Origin of the sequence: Larkinella arboricola (genome assembly GCF_003259745.1) — a bacterium.
Classification (GTDB): domain Bacteria; phylum Bacteroidota; class Bacteroidia; order Cytophagales; family Spirosomataceae; genus Larkinella; species Larkinella arboricola.
In genome coordinates, this window is record NZ_QLMC01000004.1 from 172,892 (window position 1) to 188,538 (window position 15,647).

A 15,647-nucleotide genomic window follows, 5' to 3' on the forward strand; every position below is an offset into this window, starting at 1 on the left:
CGTTCAATTATTTCCCCAAAAAGCCCCCGAACCGGAAAGACCGGACCGGGGGCCTGAGCCAGTAATCGCTGCCTGAAAATCAGAACCGCTAATTCGCTGTGGTAGTATTCTTCAAATGCTTTTCCAGATAATCGGTGTACTGCTGATAGAGCAGGAGCGAACTCGTGCTGTTGTAGGCAACACCGTGGGCTCCGGGAGGATAAATGCGCAGGTCGGCGTCTTTTCCGGCGTCTTCCAGGGCGTTCATCAGCTGCATGGTATTCCGGATGTGTACATTTTCGTCCATCGTCGAGTGAGCGATAAACATCTTGCCTTGCAGGTTTTTGGCGTTGGGCGAAACCGCGCTTTTCTGGTAGTGGGCTTCGTTTTCGGGCAGCAGGCCCATATACCGTTCCGTATAAATGCTATCATAGAGCCGCCAGTCAGTAACGGGAGCGCCCACAAGCGACACCTTGAATACGCCGGGGTGCGTCAGCATGGTGTAACTGCTCATGTAACCGCCGTAGCTATGGCCCCGAATGACGATCCGGCCGCCATCCACCCACGACTGGGTTGCCAGGTATTTGGCGGTTTCTGCAAAATCACGGCTTTCGTACAAACCCAGTTTTTCGTAGACGATCTTCTCGAATTGATAGCCGTACCCTCCGCTTCCCCGGTTATTAACGCTGACGACCGCGTAGCCCTGTTGTGCCAGAAACTGGTGCCAGCCGGTAATGCTGAAATCGTTGTAAACCGATTGTGCGCCCGGTCCGCCGTAAATATCCAGCACTACCGGGTACTTTTTATTCGCGTCGAAATCCAGCGGTTTTATAATCGAAATGTCGATTTTCTGGCCGTCGGATGTCGTGAAACTCGAAAGCTCCTTGGGGCTGTAGGCGTAGGTATCCAGAAATTGCGTGACGCTGGTGTTGGCTTCGAGCGTTTTAAGCATCTTGCCTTTGGTGTCCCAGAGTTCGACGCGCGTGGGCGTGGTGGTGTTCGAATAATTATCGATGTAATACTGGCTATTCGGGGCAAAATCTATTTTGTGCCGACCAGGTGCCTGGGTTAGTTTGCGGGTATTTTTGCCGTCGAAATCAACTACATACAACTGCCGGTCCAGCGGAGACTGTTGCGTGGAGGTGTAATAAATCTTCCTGTTTTTAGCATCGACGTTGTACACAAAAACCACTTCCCAATTGCCTTTTGTGACCTGATTCAGCAGCTTGCCGGTATAGTCGTAACGGTAAATATGGGCAAAACCGTCGCGCTCCGAAACCCAGAAGAACTCCCGCGAATTGGCCGGAAAATAGAAGTAATGCATGATTCCGGCAAAGAAGTCGAACACGTCAATCCAGGCGTTGTTTTTCTCCTCCATGATCTGTCTGGCTTCCCCGGTGCGGGCGTTGGTCAGAAATAACCTGAGGTGATTCTGCTTCCGATTCAGGTGTACAACCGCCAGTTGACCCTCCTGCGCGGTCCAGTAAATCCGCGGAATATATCCGTCGCCCAACTCCACATTCATCCACTGCGATTTGTTGTTAGCCAGTTCGACAACGCCGATGCGGGCCGTCGGATTTTTGTCGCCAACGCGCGGGTAGGGGAGCTTGACAAAGTTCTCGTCGAAGCCTTTGTAGTCGGTCATGGCGTAGATCGGTACCTGCCGCTCGTCAATTTGCCAGTAGGCAATGAACTTACTGTCGGGCGACCATTCCCAGGCCTGCGCCAGACCAAATTCTTCTTCGTAGGCCCAGCCAAACCGTCCGTTGTAGAAGTACGGCGCGGCATCGCTGGTGAGCTGCGTTTCTTTCTGGCTGGCAAAGTCAAAGACAAACAGATTACCGTCCCGTTCGTAGCCTACTTTTGTTCCATCGGGCGATAGTTCGGCGGTCTGCGCATCTTTCGCGACTAGTTTCAGACTTTTGTCTGCAACGGAATACACGTAATAATCCGAGATACCGGAACGACGCCAGACCGGGCGGAAATTAGTCTGAAAAAACAGGTTTTTAGAATCTTTCGACCACTGGAACGATTCGTAGGCAAACGACTTATCGGTGCCGGGAAAGGTCAGTTTACTACCGTCAAAAACCACTTCCTCCCGCCCGTCTTTGGGCGAAAATGATTTAATAACGCCCTTGTCGATAAACGAAAACCGGGTGCCACCATCAATCCAGTTGACGCTGGCCGGCCCCTGCGAGCCCGCTAACCGCCCGGTTGAGGCCAGGGCCTGCTGCAAGTTCTGAAAGCGTTGTTTTTGCTGGGAAAATCCCGGAATCTGGATAAAAAGAAGGAAAAGTAACCCGTATAAAGAATGAGTACGAAGCATAAAACCAAGTTCTTAACGTATGAAGTGTCTTCAAAAATAACAAAAAATCGGACGCAACCGCGTCTTGCCCCGATGGTTAGCTGATGATAACCAGATCGTGTTTGGTCAGAAGGCCGGGCAGGTTATGCAATGAGAACCGGGCTTTTTTGACTCGATTCGTGTCCGGGTCCAGCTCCAGGTTGTAGGAACTGGAAAAATCCACCTGGGTGAGTGTGTTATCCTCAAACCGGGCTGAATCGAAATTGCACTCCTTAAACTGCGTTCCGGCCAGATCGCATTTCAGGAATTGAGCGGACTTCAGCGAACACTCAATGAACCGCGCTTTTTTCAGTTTACGGTTCAGGAAAACCGTGTTGTTGAGTTGGCAATTCCGGAAGTTAGCGTGGAAACCGAAGGGGTTGCACAGGCCAAAATCAACGGAATTCAGTTTGCAATCCGCAAACGATACGTCGTCAAGTCTCGCGTTTTTAAACGGAACTTTCGTAAGATCACAATTTTCGAAGCGGCAATTGATGAAGTTCGACTGAATAAGCACGGCATCGGTTAAATCCAGGTTTTTGAACGTACATTGTTCGAACGTTTGATTGGTCCACGAGTCCGGAACCTCACTGGATGGGTCAAAGACCTGATTGTAATACTCCATTTCTGGTTTTGGTGGGTGAAAAATACGGTATTAGAGCGTCGGGTGCTTTTTGTGAAAAGCCGTAGCATCCTGGTACACTTTGGCAACGGCCAGCAGGCGACCTTCATCAAACAATTGGCCCATAAAGGTAATGCTGGTGGGCAGTCCTTTGGCAGTAAAACCGTTCGGGAGCGCTACGCACGGATGGCCGGTCAGGTTGGTCAGTGTGAGGTTGGGGTTGCCAAAAGTCGGGGTGATATACACATCAAAACCCTTCATCGTCTTCGCCATCTCGTTGATTAGTCTGGTTCGAATGCGGTTGGCCTGAATGTATTCGACAGCCGGAATAAACCGCGCCGACCGGAAGGTGTTCGGCCAGGCACCCCGGACCTGCCGAACCAGTTCGTCGTCTTTGCCCGAACGCGTCAGTTCATCGAACGCAGCCGCGGCTTCGGCGCTCAGAATCATATTCATCCGCCCCACCGGAATGTCGGGCAGCTCGAACGGGATTAGCGTCGCGCCAAGTTTCCGAAGCGTTTCCAGGGCAGCCAGATCGTCTGCTTTCGTTGGGTGGTCTTCGTCAAAGGCTTTTTTCAGGTAACCAATTTTCACGCCTTTAAGGGATGCTAGAGGAGCGTATCGGAAGGGGGCCGCAAACACCGTCGGATCGTGGCCGTCCGGACCATAAATTGCGTTGAAAACCAGGGCGCAGTCTTCCACCGAGCGGCACATCGGGCCAATTTTGTCCATCGACCAGCTTAACGCCATCGCACCATACCGGCTTACCCGGCCATACGTGGGCCGCAAGCCCGTAACCCCGTTCACCGTCGAGGGCGATACGATTGATCCCAGTGTTTCCGTACCGATGGCAAATGGCAGCAACCCCGCCGAAACACTCGACCCCGAGCCCGCCGACGAACCGCTGGAGCCGGTGGCAGGGTCCCAGGGGTTGCGGGTTTTGCCGCCAAACCAGACATCGCCCATCGCCAGTTCGCCCATTGTCAGCTTGGCGCACAGAATCGCTCCGGCTTTTTCGAGCCGCTGAATGATGGTGGCGTCGTAGTCTAGTGTTTGATTTTTGTAAGGCACCGAACCCCAGGTGGTTTTGTAGCCTTTGCGGGCAAACAGGTCTTTGGCTCCATACGGAATGCCGTGCAGCGGACCCCGGTATTTTCCGGCCCTGATTTCGTCATCGGCCTGCCGGGCCTGCTTTAACGCCAGTTCATCCGTCAGCGTGACGACACACAGCAGCTTTTCGTTGTAGGTTTTCAGCCGTTCCAGAAAGAATCTGGTCAGTTCGACGGACGTAATCTGGCGGGTTTTGAGCAGTTCGCCCAGTTGGGCTACCGAATAAAAGGCCAGGTCGTTCCGGTTGGCGGGGAGTGTCACTTTCCCGACGGGACTGGCCTTAAACGACGAGGCTCCCTGGGGCAGTTTGAAACCGTGCGGTAACGGGTTAAAATAGAGTGCGGGAGCAACATCGTTGGTCAGTTCGACTTTCCGCAGCGCTTCGTAATTGTTACGGTAATTCGTGAGGTTTTCCAGCATCGAATCCCGTTCGGTTGTACTGAATTCCAGGCCAAATATGGTGGAGGCCGCATCGACGATGTTGGTAGTAAGCGGTTTCTTCGGATCGTTGTCTGTGATGAAGGCGCCCGCCAGAAAACTAAAAAGACAGGCCGCTGGGAGGAGAAGTTTTTTCATAGGTACGCACCGGGCAGCAGAGCCACGCAGGCCGCTGTCCGTCCTTAAGTGTATAGATCGGGTAAGTCTTGCCTAAAATACGGACTAAATGCCGTCGGTACGTAAAAACGGTCAATTATAATTCCGACTCGGAAAAGAGCTTGTGAAGGTGTACAACCTGCGGGACCAGCAATTGCGTTTCGTCGTTATAAACCACGTAATCGGCCATTTGAATACGTTCTTCGTCGCTGATCTGCCGACTGATGATGTTCTGGATTTCCTCTTCGGTGCGGTGTGGGTCACGTTTTTTGATGCGCTGAATGCGAAGTTCCAGGGGCGACTGCACCACAATCAGTTTGTCGAGGTTATTGCCGTCTTCCCCCGCCGTCCGCAGTAAAGCCGCTTCCTTGACAACATACGGTTTATGAGCATGTTCCGTAGCCCAATGCGCGGTATCGGCATATACCCGCGGGTGAATCAGCGCGTTTAGTTGCAGCAGCAACTCCGGTTTACCAAATACCTGAGCAGCGACCCAGGTTCGGTTATAACGGCCAATCGGATCGTAGGCTTCCGGGCCAAGCAGGCGGGTAACGTCGGCTTTCAGAATGGCATCGTGATCAACCAGCCATTTGGCGCGTTCATCGGCGTAATAAACCGGAATGCCGAAAGCTTCAAAAATACGGCAAACGGTACTTTTACCGGAGCCAATACCGCCGGTGACGCCAATCAGTAACGGTTTTTCCGGCGCGACGCTCATTTTCGATGCGTTGATTTAGCCTTTTTGGTAGTCTTTGCTGGCTTGGTTTCTTCCTGCGGTTTGGCGGGTTCGGGAGCCGGTGTAACCGGTAGAGGCTGCAACAATTCGGCCACCTCGAAACTGACGGCTACCTGATCGGTACTGGCCCGAATAAGCGGATGGCGCGGAATAGGCAGGCGCAGTTCTTCGTCGTAACTGAGGGCCAGCCGTCGGGCCGGTATTTTTACTTTAATGGTATCAGGCACCGCTCGCAGCAACCGGGCCGGACCTTCAAACCGGATGGTTTGGGGCGACACGTTGATCAGACTCGACACCACCATGCGGTCGGCCAGATCAATTCCGGCGCTGTCAACCTTCACCGGCACTTCCTGAACCGCCAGCAGGTCAAAATTCAGGGCCAGGGTATCACCCGCGACAAAATTGACCCGTACATCTTTGGCGTGTTCGGTTAAAGCAGCCGCCAGCGAAGCCGTATTGATGAATTTGGTTTGCAGGGGCCGGTCGATTGGGTAACGAATGGGTTGCGACCGAAATGGTAACCAGGTTTTTCGGAAAAGCTTCCAGCCGTTGCCGGTAATGTTGACGGTAAGCGTTTTGGGCAAAGGAGAAGTCGGAACGTAGCGTTTCTGGTCGTAAATGAATTCGATCGGGTATTGTACGTTTACCGTGTAGTTATTCTTGTTGAGGGCATTGAGCAGCCAGATAAGGGCAGCCGCCAGCAGACACAGAATCAGCGTCGGCAGTCGAATGGGACGGGGTTGAGTAGTCGTTAACGACACGAGACAATAGAAAGAACGATGCGTTATGACGGATGAACGATGAACTACTTATACCGGAGTAACCCATTCATCGTTCATCATCACTCCTTCATCATGCTGATTATGACGGTAGTTTGGAAGACGCTTCGCGGGAAATGGCGGTTTTTTCGAAAGTCAGTTTCAGACCTTTATCTAATTCCAGCGTAATGGTCGTGCCTTCTACTGAATAGACTTTTCCGTGTAATCCGCCGATGGTTACCACATTGTCGCCTTTTTTCAGGTTTTCGATGAAGCTTTTCTGATCCTTCTGCTTTTTCTGTTGCGGGCGAATCATAAAAAAGTAGAAAACAACAAAAATACCGACCCACAGAACGATGTTCCAGACCATGGAATTGGGTGAGCCAGCCGGTGCCTGTAGTAAAACAGAAAGGAAAGTCATGTCGACAACGAGAAGTTAAAATGTAAATCTAATGGATTAGGGTAGCAAAAACGGCTTACTGAACGGCACTGGTACGGTTTGAATCTGCCCGCGGGTTGACCATAACCCGGAAGGCCAATTCCGAATAAGCCGGATCAGTGTTGGCGTAAACGGTAACGGTTTTGTTTTGTACTCCCAGTTTGCCCTGGCTATTAAACATCACTTTAATTGACGCTTCCTTGCCGGGTTCGATGGGTTGCTTGGGCCACTCAGGGGTTGTGCAACCGCAGGAAGTGTTAATGTTGTTGATAATCAGCGGAAATTCGCCTTCGTTTTTGAATTTGAAGTTACGGACTACGGTATCACCTTCCGTAATTTCACCGAAGTCATAAACCCCTTTGTCGGCGAAAACCATTTTCGGCATTTTGTCCGACAATTCGTTATTCGAACCTTTCTGAGTCTGATTGCAGGCTGTTACGCCAAGAAGGAGCAACAAACCGATGGCAAAATTTTTCATGGCTGTTTTGAAACGATCAGGTTGCCGGGGAGTAAAGCCTCCCCGACTTTTTTATTGAACTAGGAACCCTGCTGTTTGATTTGCGCCATCAGACGGTCAACGTCCTCCAGCAGTTTTTCGGCTTTTTCGCGCGCGTCGTTTACTACCCGCTGGCCTTCCACTTTTGCAAAGCTTTCGGGTAAGGCATTCGAATTCAGAACGTTTTCCAGCAGGTCGCTGAGTTGTTCGCGGTATTTCGACAGGCGGTAGGTCATCCGGTCGCGGGTGACGGCTCCTTTTTCGGGTGCGTAAAGTAATCCTAGTACGGCTCCGGTTGCGCAGCCCGCTACAAAAGCTATCAAGGTTTGGCTTGTTTTGCTCATGGTTTTGTTTTGTTGGCAGTTGTTCAGGTAATCAAACAACTGAAAAACTTACTTATTGTCCAATAAGCCCCGGCCACTTTTGCGGAGTTGTCCGGTGCTTTTCAATTTTTCCGACAAACTATCCAGAATACCGTTGACGAATTTGCCACTTTTTGGTGTACTGTACTGTTTTGCCAGTTCAATATACTCGTTGATGGTTACCTTAACCGGAATATTCGGAAAATTCAGCAACTCCGCCAGTGCCAGTTTCAGAATGATTTTATCCAATTGGGCCACCCGTTCGACATCCCAGTTTTTCAGTTGCTCGGCCAGCAGTGCTTCATATTCGGCATCATTTTCCAACGCCTTTTTATACAGCGTTTCCAGAAACAGGCGGTCTTCCTCCCAATCGTCGGTCAGCTCCGTAAGCTTCAGCCCTTCGGGGCTCTGGACGGACTTTAGCGTTTTGATGGCCATACTCCGGACCAGCTCACCATTCTCGGCCCAACTCAGGTCGGTTTCTTCGAAATAGTTTTTGGCCGGGTCCTGTTTCAGTAAAACGTTGCGCAGAATGTGCTGCACCAGTTGCTGATCTTCGTCGGCGGTGTGCTCGGCCTTTTCGCAATAAGCGCGGTACAACTCATCTTCTTTCAGGATGTCGTTGTAAATGGAGCGAATCATCTGCGGATCATCACTCCAGTCAATTTTCCGGCGAATTGTTTCCACGTCCAGCGGCTTGTGTTCCCGCAGGGCCTGAATAATCCGGTTGCGATCCAGGCTCGACTCTTTTGCAATGTGCCGGGCGTCGACGTTTTCATACCGGCGGATCCGTTCCCGGTCAACCTGCGCAACGTGCGCCAGTTCAAGCAGCAGCGTCAGCAGGCGGATGAGCGAATTGTCCAGCATCCGAACATCTTCGAGCAGCGACTGAAATACGCGGTGCCGTTCCCGGGTCTGGCTGTTGCGGTACTCGGCCAGCGCCTGATTGGCCGCAATCAGTACATTGCGCGGGATATCCTCTTCCTCTGACGGTGTTCCCTTCGTCAGTCCTTCCTCAAACAATACCGTTGCCAACCGGCGGAACCCTTCCAGTTGCTGGAGGTTCTGCACCTCCATGGAGTTCAGGTCGGGCTGAAACGTTTCGGTAATGGCATCGACGGCTAATTGTCGACTCGATAATTCGGATTGTCGCAGGGCGTAAAAAGCCTGCATGACTTTAATCCGCAATAAGCGTCTGTTTAACATGCTATCCGGCAAGAAACAAAGAACTGGGTTCGATATTTCGAAATATTGATAATTGGGTACAAAAGTACGGAAAATATGGAGAAAAGGGAAAGGGAAACAAAAGGATAACCCCACTGGGTTCACAGAGCCGCAGTCGGGTTGTTTACGCGTCTGGGCAGACGACTGGCAGAACGGGATTATCTGCTGCATTGGCGCCCGAACCCGGCCCGGTGGAAAAACATCACCGGTTTTTGGTGCATTCTCTCTTTTCTCTATTGCAACCTTTCCGCCCGGTTTGCTGTTACCCTGCCAGAACCGCAATTTGTTTCATTGAAAGACGTCTCCTGATTTGTGAAAGCACTTTCCCATCTCAATAAGTATTTGTTGAAATACAAATGGTACCTCATCTGGGGAACCGCTTTCACGATTATTTCGAACCTGTTCGGTATTATTCCGGCCCAGTTGGTTCGGTATTCGCTCGATTTGGTAAAGGAGACGCTCGATATTTACTTTCTCTACAACGGAAACCGGCTGCAAAGTAACCTTTACGATGTGTTCGCGTATAGCATTCTGCTGTATGGTTTGCTGATTCTGGCGATGGCCCTGCTGAAAGGGTTTTTCCTGTTTCTGGTGCGGCAGACGCTGATTGTCATGTCGCGGCACATCGAATACGATCTGAAAAACGAGATTTACCAGCACTATCAGACGTTGCCGCTGAGCTTTTTCCGCCAGCAAAACACCGGGGATCTGATGGCCCGAATCTCGGAAGACGTCAGCAAAGTGCGGATGTACGTCGGCCCCTCAATCATGTATGGACTGAACCTGATTACGCTCTTTGTGCTGGTAATCAGCTATATGGTGTCAATTAACGTCCGGCTGAGTCTGTATGTGCTGCTGCCGTTGCCCCTGCTTTCGGTTGCCATTTATATTGTAAATACCATCATTATCAAACGCTCGGAGGAAATTCAGCAGAGCCTTTCGAAGCTCTCTACCTTTGTTCAGGAAGCGTTTTCGGGGATTCGGGTGCTCAAAGCGTTTGTGCGGGAAGAAAACTCGTCCACCCGCTTTACCGTGGAAAGCGACGTTTACAAGTTTAAATCGCTGCAACTGACGCGGGTAGACTCGTTGTTTTTTCCGCTGATTATGCTGCTTGTCGGGCTGAGCAACGTCCTGGTGGTGTACGTCGGCGGGCAGGAGATTCTGACCGGGCGGCTGACGCCGGGTAACATCATGGAGTTTATCCTGTACGTTAACATGCTGACCTGGCCGGTAATGGCTCTCGGCTGGACCACCAGCCAGACCCAGCGGGCGGCTGCTTCCCAGCAACGCATCAACGAGTTTCTGGCTGTTCAAACCAATCTGGTTTCCGAAAAATCGCTGGAACGCTCTATTCAGGGGGAAATCGAATTCCGGAACATCCGGTTTGTGTACCCGGATTCGGGCATTACCGCCATTAAAAATTTCAATCTGCACGTCAAGGCGGGCGAAACCGTGGCCATTTTAGGAACGACCGGTTCGGGCAAGAGCACACTGGCAAACCTGATTACGCGGATGTACGACCCCACGGAGGGCGAAATTCTGATCGACGGTATTCCGCTGAAAGATTATAGCCTGACCACGATTCGTCGACAAATGGGCTACGTGCCGCAGGAAGTGTTTCTGTTCTCCGAAACCATCAGCAACAACGTTCGATTCGGTATGCCGGAACTCCCGCAGGAGAAAGTGGAGCAGGCCGTGAAAGATGCGGATTTGTACCAGAATATCCTTGGTTTTCCTGAACAGTTCGAAACCCGGATTGGCGAACGGGGAGTAACCTTATCGGGTGGACAGAAACAACGGCTTTCCATCGCCCGCGCCATTGCCCGCGATCCTAAAATCCTGATTCTGGACGACTGTTTGTCGGCGGTGGATACCAACACCGAAAACATTATTCTGAATAACCTGCACCGGATCATGGAAAACCGTACGTCCGTGGTTATTTCCCACCGGGTTTCGTCGGCCAAACTGGCGGACAAAATCATCGTGCTCGACGAAGGCAAAGTGGTGGAGCAGGGAACGCACGAAAACCTGCTGGCGGCCAACGGGGTATACCGCGAACTCTACGAAAAGCAGTTGCAAACCGAGGAAGTGTAACCGTTCAGACGGGTCTGGGAATCGGTATCAGCTCCGGCGTGAATTCAACAAAGCGGGGGAGTGGAGCCGCCGATTCATACGCCACGGCAGCTGTGTAGCCTTCCGTTACCGAAAAGCTACTGACAGTCCAGCGGTCGGTGTGGCCCAGCACGCAACCTTCTACTTCGTGCGTGCCATCCAGCGATGGAATTTCCTTAAAGTAGTCATCAATCCCCTGTCCGGTTGCTTTCACCAGAGCTTCCTTGCGGGTCCACAGGCGGTAAAACAGCGTCCGGGCTGCGGAATGCTTCTGAAGGTAACGTTGCTCGTCCGGGCTAAATACCTCGGGAACAATATCCTGAAACCGGAAATCACTGTCTATTTTTTCAATGTCGATTCCAACAGGGTGTGTACTGACGGCAATGAGGGCCCAGTCGCCGGAATGCGAGACATTGTAGTGCCAGTTGCAGCCTGCCGGGAGCCCCGGTTTTTTACCGTGGGTTACAAATTGAATTTCGGACGGTTTCTGATGAATACACTGTCCCAAAAGAAGCCGCAGGAGGCCCCGGGTTACCAGAAATCGATTCCGGTCTTTTTCGTGGAAATACCGTTGTGCGCGGTGCTGCTCATCGGTCGATAGCCAGGCCGAAAAAACAGGGATATAAGCCGTAAACCGCACCAGCTCGATTCGGAAGATAATCAGATCGGACGACGACCGACGTTCCCAGGACTGGCTCCAGGTTACGGCCGGAAGCGTGTTGTATACAACGTAGGTAGAACGCATATCGTCAAAAGGCATTAACTGTTGTCTAGGGCACGTTGAATAATGTGGGCAAATTCTCGGGCATAAGGCGGGTAGAGCATTTCGCGGTGATCACCCGGAACGTCGTGGACGCGTACTACCGGCGCAAACCGGCGCCATCCCAGATACGTAAAGTCGTTGACGTAGTAAGGGCGTTCCTTGGCCAGAAATAAATCAATAACGCCATCGTATGGCTTCATGATGTACCGCTGAAAGACTTCTTCATTCTTCTGAATGACCGGTAACATATCGTCCGTTAAACCTTCCGGTTTTGGTTGTTGGGCCAACCCCAGAGTGACCAGAAATTCGGTATACTTTCTTTTGATGTAGTATTTCTGGTAGGCTAACGTATCAACCGGTTTGTTCAGCAACGACCGGGTAAACCAGATCAACTTCGGCCCCTGACGCAGGATCTTTCTGGCGATTTGTTGTAGTACAGGCTGTTGCGATACGTACTGTTGTTCCCAATAGGCGTCGGCGTTGGTGTCGAACACGCCCGCCAGCTTTACTTCTTTGCCCATTGCCTTCAATTGCCGGGCCATTTCAAGGGCAATATAACCACCCGAAGAATAACCGGCGATGGCGTACGGGCCGTTGGGGTTTTGCTCGATGATTTCGCTGATGTAGGAAGCCGCCGTATCTTCCAGCGTTTTCATGGGTTCGGCCTTGCCGTCCGCGTCCAGCATCTGCAAACCGTATACGGGCTGATCGTCGTCGAGATGAATAATCAGATTTTTAAAGTAAAGCAGATTCAGATCATAGCCGTGAACGACATACAACGGTATTTTGCGTCCCGTCGGTTTCATGGGAATGATTGACTTCCAGACTTTCTGGTCTTTATGCAGCAAACCCGCCAGTTTCTGGATGGTCGGATACTCAAAAAGCGTAGCCAGCGGCAGCCGTTTCCCGGTTTCTTTTTCCAGTTGAGTCATTACCTGAATGGCAATGAGCGAGTGCCCGCCCAGCGCAAAGAAATCGTCGGTCACGCTGATCGTTTCAAGTCCGAGTACCATCTGCCAGATGCGCAGCAACCGTTTTTCTTCGTCGGACAACGCCTTGGGTACTTCCGGATTCCGGTTGCCTGGCGATACGGGCTTTGGAAGGGCTTTCCGGTCTATTTTTCCGTTGGGGGTGAGCGGAAGGGTGGGTAGCAGCACAAACTCCGACGGCACCATGTAGTCGGGTAATACGATTTTTAACACCTGTTTCCACTGCCGAATCCGGTCTTGTGAAGGCTTCTGCCAGTCGCTCACGTCCTGCCGACGATCTTCCTGATCGCTGATTGGCTCGCTACGAACGGCATTCCGGTTTTGCTCCGACAACTGGATTTTCGGAACCACATACGCCACCAGACGCGGATCGCCGGGGCGGTCTTCCCGGGCCATCACAACGGCTTCCTGAACCTCGTCGAGCGTGGCAAGCGTATGCTCTATTTCTCCTAATTCGATTCGGTAGCCCCGGATTTTAACCTGTTGATCAATCCGGCCCAGACAAACAATTTCGCCATCCTCCGTGAATTGCCCCAGATCACCCGTTCGGTACAGAATGTCTTTTTCTCCCGGCTTGAACGGGTTTTGAACAAATCGTTCGGCGGTCAGTTCGGGCCGGTTCAGGTACCCTCTGGCTACGCCATCGCCACCGATATAAATTTCACCGGCAACCCCTGCGGGCTGCGGACGCCGGTTTTCGTCCAGGATATAAATGGTCGTGTTGGCAATGGGGCGTCCAATGGAAATCAAATCATCTCCGGAGCGGATTTGCTTCAGGCTCGACCAGATGGTGGTTTCGGTCGGTCCGTACATATTCCACAGTTCATTGCCGGCCTCAGTCAGTTGATTCGCCAGGTCTTTCGGAAGGGCTTCACCCCCGCACAGGATTTTTAACGGCGGCATATCGTGCCAGCCCACCGCGAGCATCATGCGCCAGGTTGAGGGCGTGGCCTGCATGATCGTTATCCCTTCCGAGCGAATCAGGTCCCGTAAAATCCGGCCATCTTTGCTCGATTCGGCATCCGTCAGCACCAGTTCGGCCCCGCTGATCAGGGGCAGGTACAACTCCAGCGCAGAGATGTCGAACGAAATGGTGGTGACGCCCAACAGTTTATCTCCGGGCTGAATGCCGGGGACTTTCTGCATACTGAGCAGAAAATTTACCAGACTGTGGTGCTCAATCTGAACACCCTTCGGCTTTCCGGTCGATCCAGACGTATAAAGAATATACACCCGGTCGGTTCCCGAAACGGCTACAGCGGGTTCTTCCACCGGAAACAGGGCCGAATCGATCAGCGCCTGTTCGATGGACAACTCGGGGGTGAGGGTGCCAAGCCGGTTCTGGTATTTTTCCGACAGGATAAGCCGTTTCGCAGCCGCATCGGTCAGCATAAATTGAACGCGCTCCTGCGGATAATCCGGGTCCGTCGGAACATAAACCGCTCCGGTTTTCATCACCGCCAGCAGCGCCATGAGCATTTCCGGCGACCGATCAACGGCGATGCCCACTACGTCGCCGACCCGAATGCCCTGTGCAATCAGGTAATGCGCCAGTCGGTTGACGGTTTCATTTAACGCTCTGTATGTCAGCGTCTGTCCTTTGAACGACAGGGCGGTGCGGTCGGCATACCGAAGGGCGGCTTCTGCAATCAGGTGATGCAGGGGCGTATTGTGTGGATATGCGGTTTGGGTGGCATTCCACTGATTTAGTTTTTCCAGAATACCGTTGGCGTCCGAAAGTGGAAGGGCATCCAGCCGGACGTGCGGATTGGCTACCACCGTTCTAAGCACCGACTCGAAGTCGGCCATCATCCGGTCGATGGTATCGGGCCGGAACAATTGCGTGTTGTACGACCATTCCAGCGTCAGAACGTGGTTGGAATCGGTAACATTCAGGAAAATTTCAAAACTTTCAAACTCCCGCGGATTGCTGAACAACTGATAGGTAAGTCCGTGGAAATTGACACCCTCGGTTACTCCCATGTCGATGTTGAACACCACCGGCACGAGCGGAATCCGGGACGGATCGCGCGGTATTTTGAGTTTTTTGAGCAGGCTACCAAACGTCAGTTGTTGATGGTCGTAGGCATCCAGAACCGTTTCCCGGCACTGTTTCAGGAAATCGAAAAACAAAAGGTCCGCTTTCGGGTAGCTGCGTATGGGTAGCAGATTGACGCAATTCCCCACCAGTCGATTATAACCCGCCACGGGCTGTCCGGCTGCGGGTAGTCCCAGCGCGATGGATTCCTGACCAGTAAGCCGACCCAGAAACGCTTCAAATGTGGCCAGTAAGGTGGTAACAAAGCTGCAACCGGCCTGCACACCCAGCTTTTTTACCCCCGCAACCAGATCAGGGTCGAGCGTATAATCCCGGCGCTGGCTTTTGAAGGTCCGCAGGGGCGGGCGCGGAAAATCCGTAGGCAGATTCAGAACCGGAATATCGTCTTTGTATTGATGGAGCCAGTAGCTTTCAATCTGTTGGTATTCAGTGCTGTTGAGGAAGGTAAGCTGCTCCAGGGCATACTGGCTGAATGCCTGCGGCTCTGCCAGGTCAGCGGAGCCCTGCCGGACGTTGGCCGAATAAAGTTTCCCTAAATCCTGCAACAGCGTTCCGGTCGACCAGCCATCGCAGATGATGTGATGGGCGGTTAACACAACGTGATGTTCGTCGTCGGTTACTTTGAGTAAACCAGCCTTCAACAGCGGGCCGTTGACCAGATCGAACCGGTGCAGCATGTCCTGTTTGATGTAACTACGCACCCGATCTTCACGCTCAGAAGTCGATTGACCGGAGAGGTCTTCATAAAAGAGATCAATCGGAAAATCCCGGAAAACCAGAATCTGCCGCCCGTCGGCACTGAAGGCCGAGCGCAATGCTTCGTGATGCCGCACCAACGCCTGCAACGCAGCCTCCAGCGCCATGCGGTCCAGCGGGCCTTTAAACCGGATAGAAGTCGATTCATTATAAGCCCGGTTTGCGTCGTCGCCACCCAGCAGGCAGGCCGACCACATCTCCGTCTGCGGCTCGGTAGCGGGTGCCACATGGATAAGCTCCGGACCCGCAAAGGGGTCAAAATCAACAGGTGTGTAGGGTAGGGAAACCGCGTGATCAACCATGC

The 15,647-nt window shown here is 52.3% G+C and carries 12 protein-coding genes; 1 reads left to right on the forward strand and 11 read right to left on the reverse strand.

Annotation, left to right across the window (positions count from 1 at the left end):
• Positions 1-88: 88 nt before the first annotated feature.
• The 9 genes from LX87_RS16465 to nusB form a co-directional block, all read right to left on the reverse strand.
• Complete coding sequence (locus tag LX87_RS16465) at positions 89-2,305, reverse strand: S9 family peptidase (protein WP_111629368.1); 2,217 nt, start codon at positions 2,303-2,305, stop codon at positions 89-91.
• 76 nt (positions 2,306-2,381) lie between these two features.
• Positions 2,382-2,948 (reverse strand): pentapeptide repeat-containing protein, encoded by a 567-nt coding sequence (locus LX87_RS16470; RefSeq protein WP_111629369.1) that lies wholly within the window; start codon positions 2,946-2,948, stop codon positions 2,382-2,384.
• 30 nt (positions 2,949-2,978) lie between these two features.
• A complete protein-coding gene (locus LX87_RS16475; RefSeq protein WP_111629370.1) occupies positions 2,979-4,631 on the reverse strand; it encodes an amidase in 1,653 nt (550 codons plus the stop codon).
• 115 nt (positions 4,632-4,746) lie between these two features.
• Positions 4,747-5,367, reverse strand: a complete 621-nt coding sequence (gene coaE, locus LX87_RS16480) for a dephospho-CoA kinase (RefSeq protein ID WP_111629371.1) — start codon at positions 5,365-5,367, stop codon at positions 4,747-4,749.
• Positions 5,364-6,146: a YbbR-like domain-containing protein gene (locus LX87_RS16485; RefSeq protein WP_111629372.1), complete on the reverse strand. Its 783-nt coding sequence runs from the start codon at positions 6,144-6,146 to the stop codon at positions 5,364-5,366. The genes coaE and LX87_RS16485 overlap by 4 nt, the downstream gene beginning before the upstream one ends.
• Before the next feature lie 100 nt (positions 6,147-6,246).
• The gene (gene yajC, locus LX87_RS16490) at positions 6,247-6,564 is read right to left on the reverse strand and encodes a preprotein translocase subunit YajC (RefSeq protein ID WP_170139377.1); all 318 of its coding nucleotides are present in this window, start codon (positions 6,562-6,564) and stop codon (positions 6,247-6,249) included.
• Positions 6,565-6,619: 55 nt separating this feature from the next.
• Entirely contained in the window at positions 6,620-7,060 is a 441-nt protein-coding gene (locus LX87_RS16495; protein WP_111629374.1) for a DUF1573 domain-containing protein, read from the reverse strand.
• A gap of 59 nt (positions 7,061-7,119) precedes the next feature.
• Positions 7,120-7,422: a YtxH domain-containing protein gene (locus tag LX87_RS16500; RefSeq protein WP_111629865.1), complete on the reverse strand. Its 303-nt coding sequence runs from the start codon at positions 7,420-7,422 to the stop codon at positions 7,120-7,122.
• A 48-nt stretch (positions 7,423-7,470) separates the two neighbouring features.
• The gene (nusB, locus tag LX87_RS16505; RefSeq protein WP_229310697.1) at positions 7,471-8,646 is read right to left on the reverse strand and encodes a transcription antitermination factor NusB; all 1,176 of its coding nucleotides are present in this window, start codon (positions 8,644-8,646) and stop codon (positions 7,471-7,473) included.
• A gap of 330 nt (positions 8,647-8,976) precedes the next feature.
• Here nusB and LX87_RS16515 point away from each other — a divergent pair, with 330 nt between their 5' ends.
• Positions 8,977-10,758, forward strand: a complete 1,782-nt coding sequence (locus LX87_RS16515; RefSeq protein WP_111629376.1) for an ABC transporter ATP-binding protein — start codon at positions 8,977-8,979, stop codon at positions 10,756-10,758.
• Between the two features lie 4 nt (positions 10,759-10,762).
• On the opposite strand, the gene LX87_RS16520 is transcribed toward LX87_RS16515, so the two are convergent.
• Both LX87_RS16520 and LX87_RS16525 read right to left on the reverse strand, forming a co-directional pair.
• A complete protein-coding gene (locus LX87_RS16520) occupies positions 10,763-11,521 on the reverse strand; it encodes a 4'-phosphopantetheinyl transferase family protein (RefSeq protein WP_170139378.1) in 759 nt (252 codons plus the stop codon).
• Positions 11,522-11,535: 14 nt separating this feature from the next.
• Positions 11,536-15,645 (reverse strand): non-ribosomal peptide synthetase, encoded by a 4,110-nt coding sequence (locus LX87_RS16525; RefSeq protein ID WP_111629378.1) that lies wholly within the window; start codon positions 15,643-15,645, stop codon positions 11,536-11,538.
• Positions 15,646-15,647: the final 2 nt, after the last annotated feature.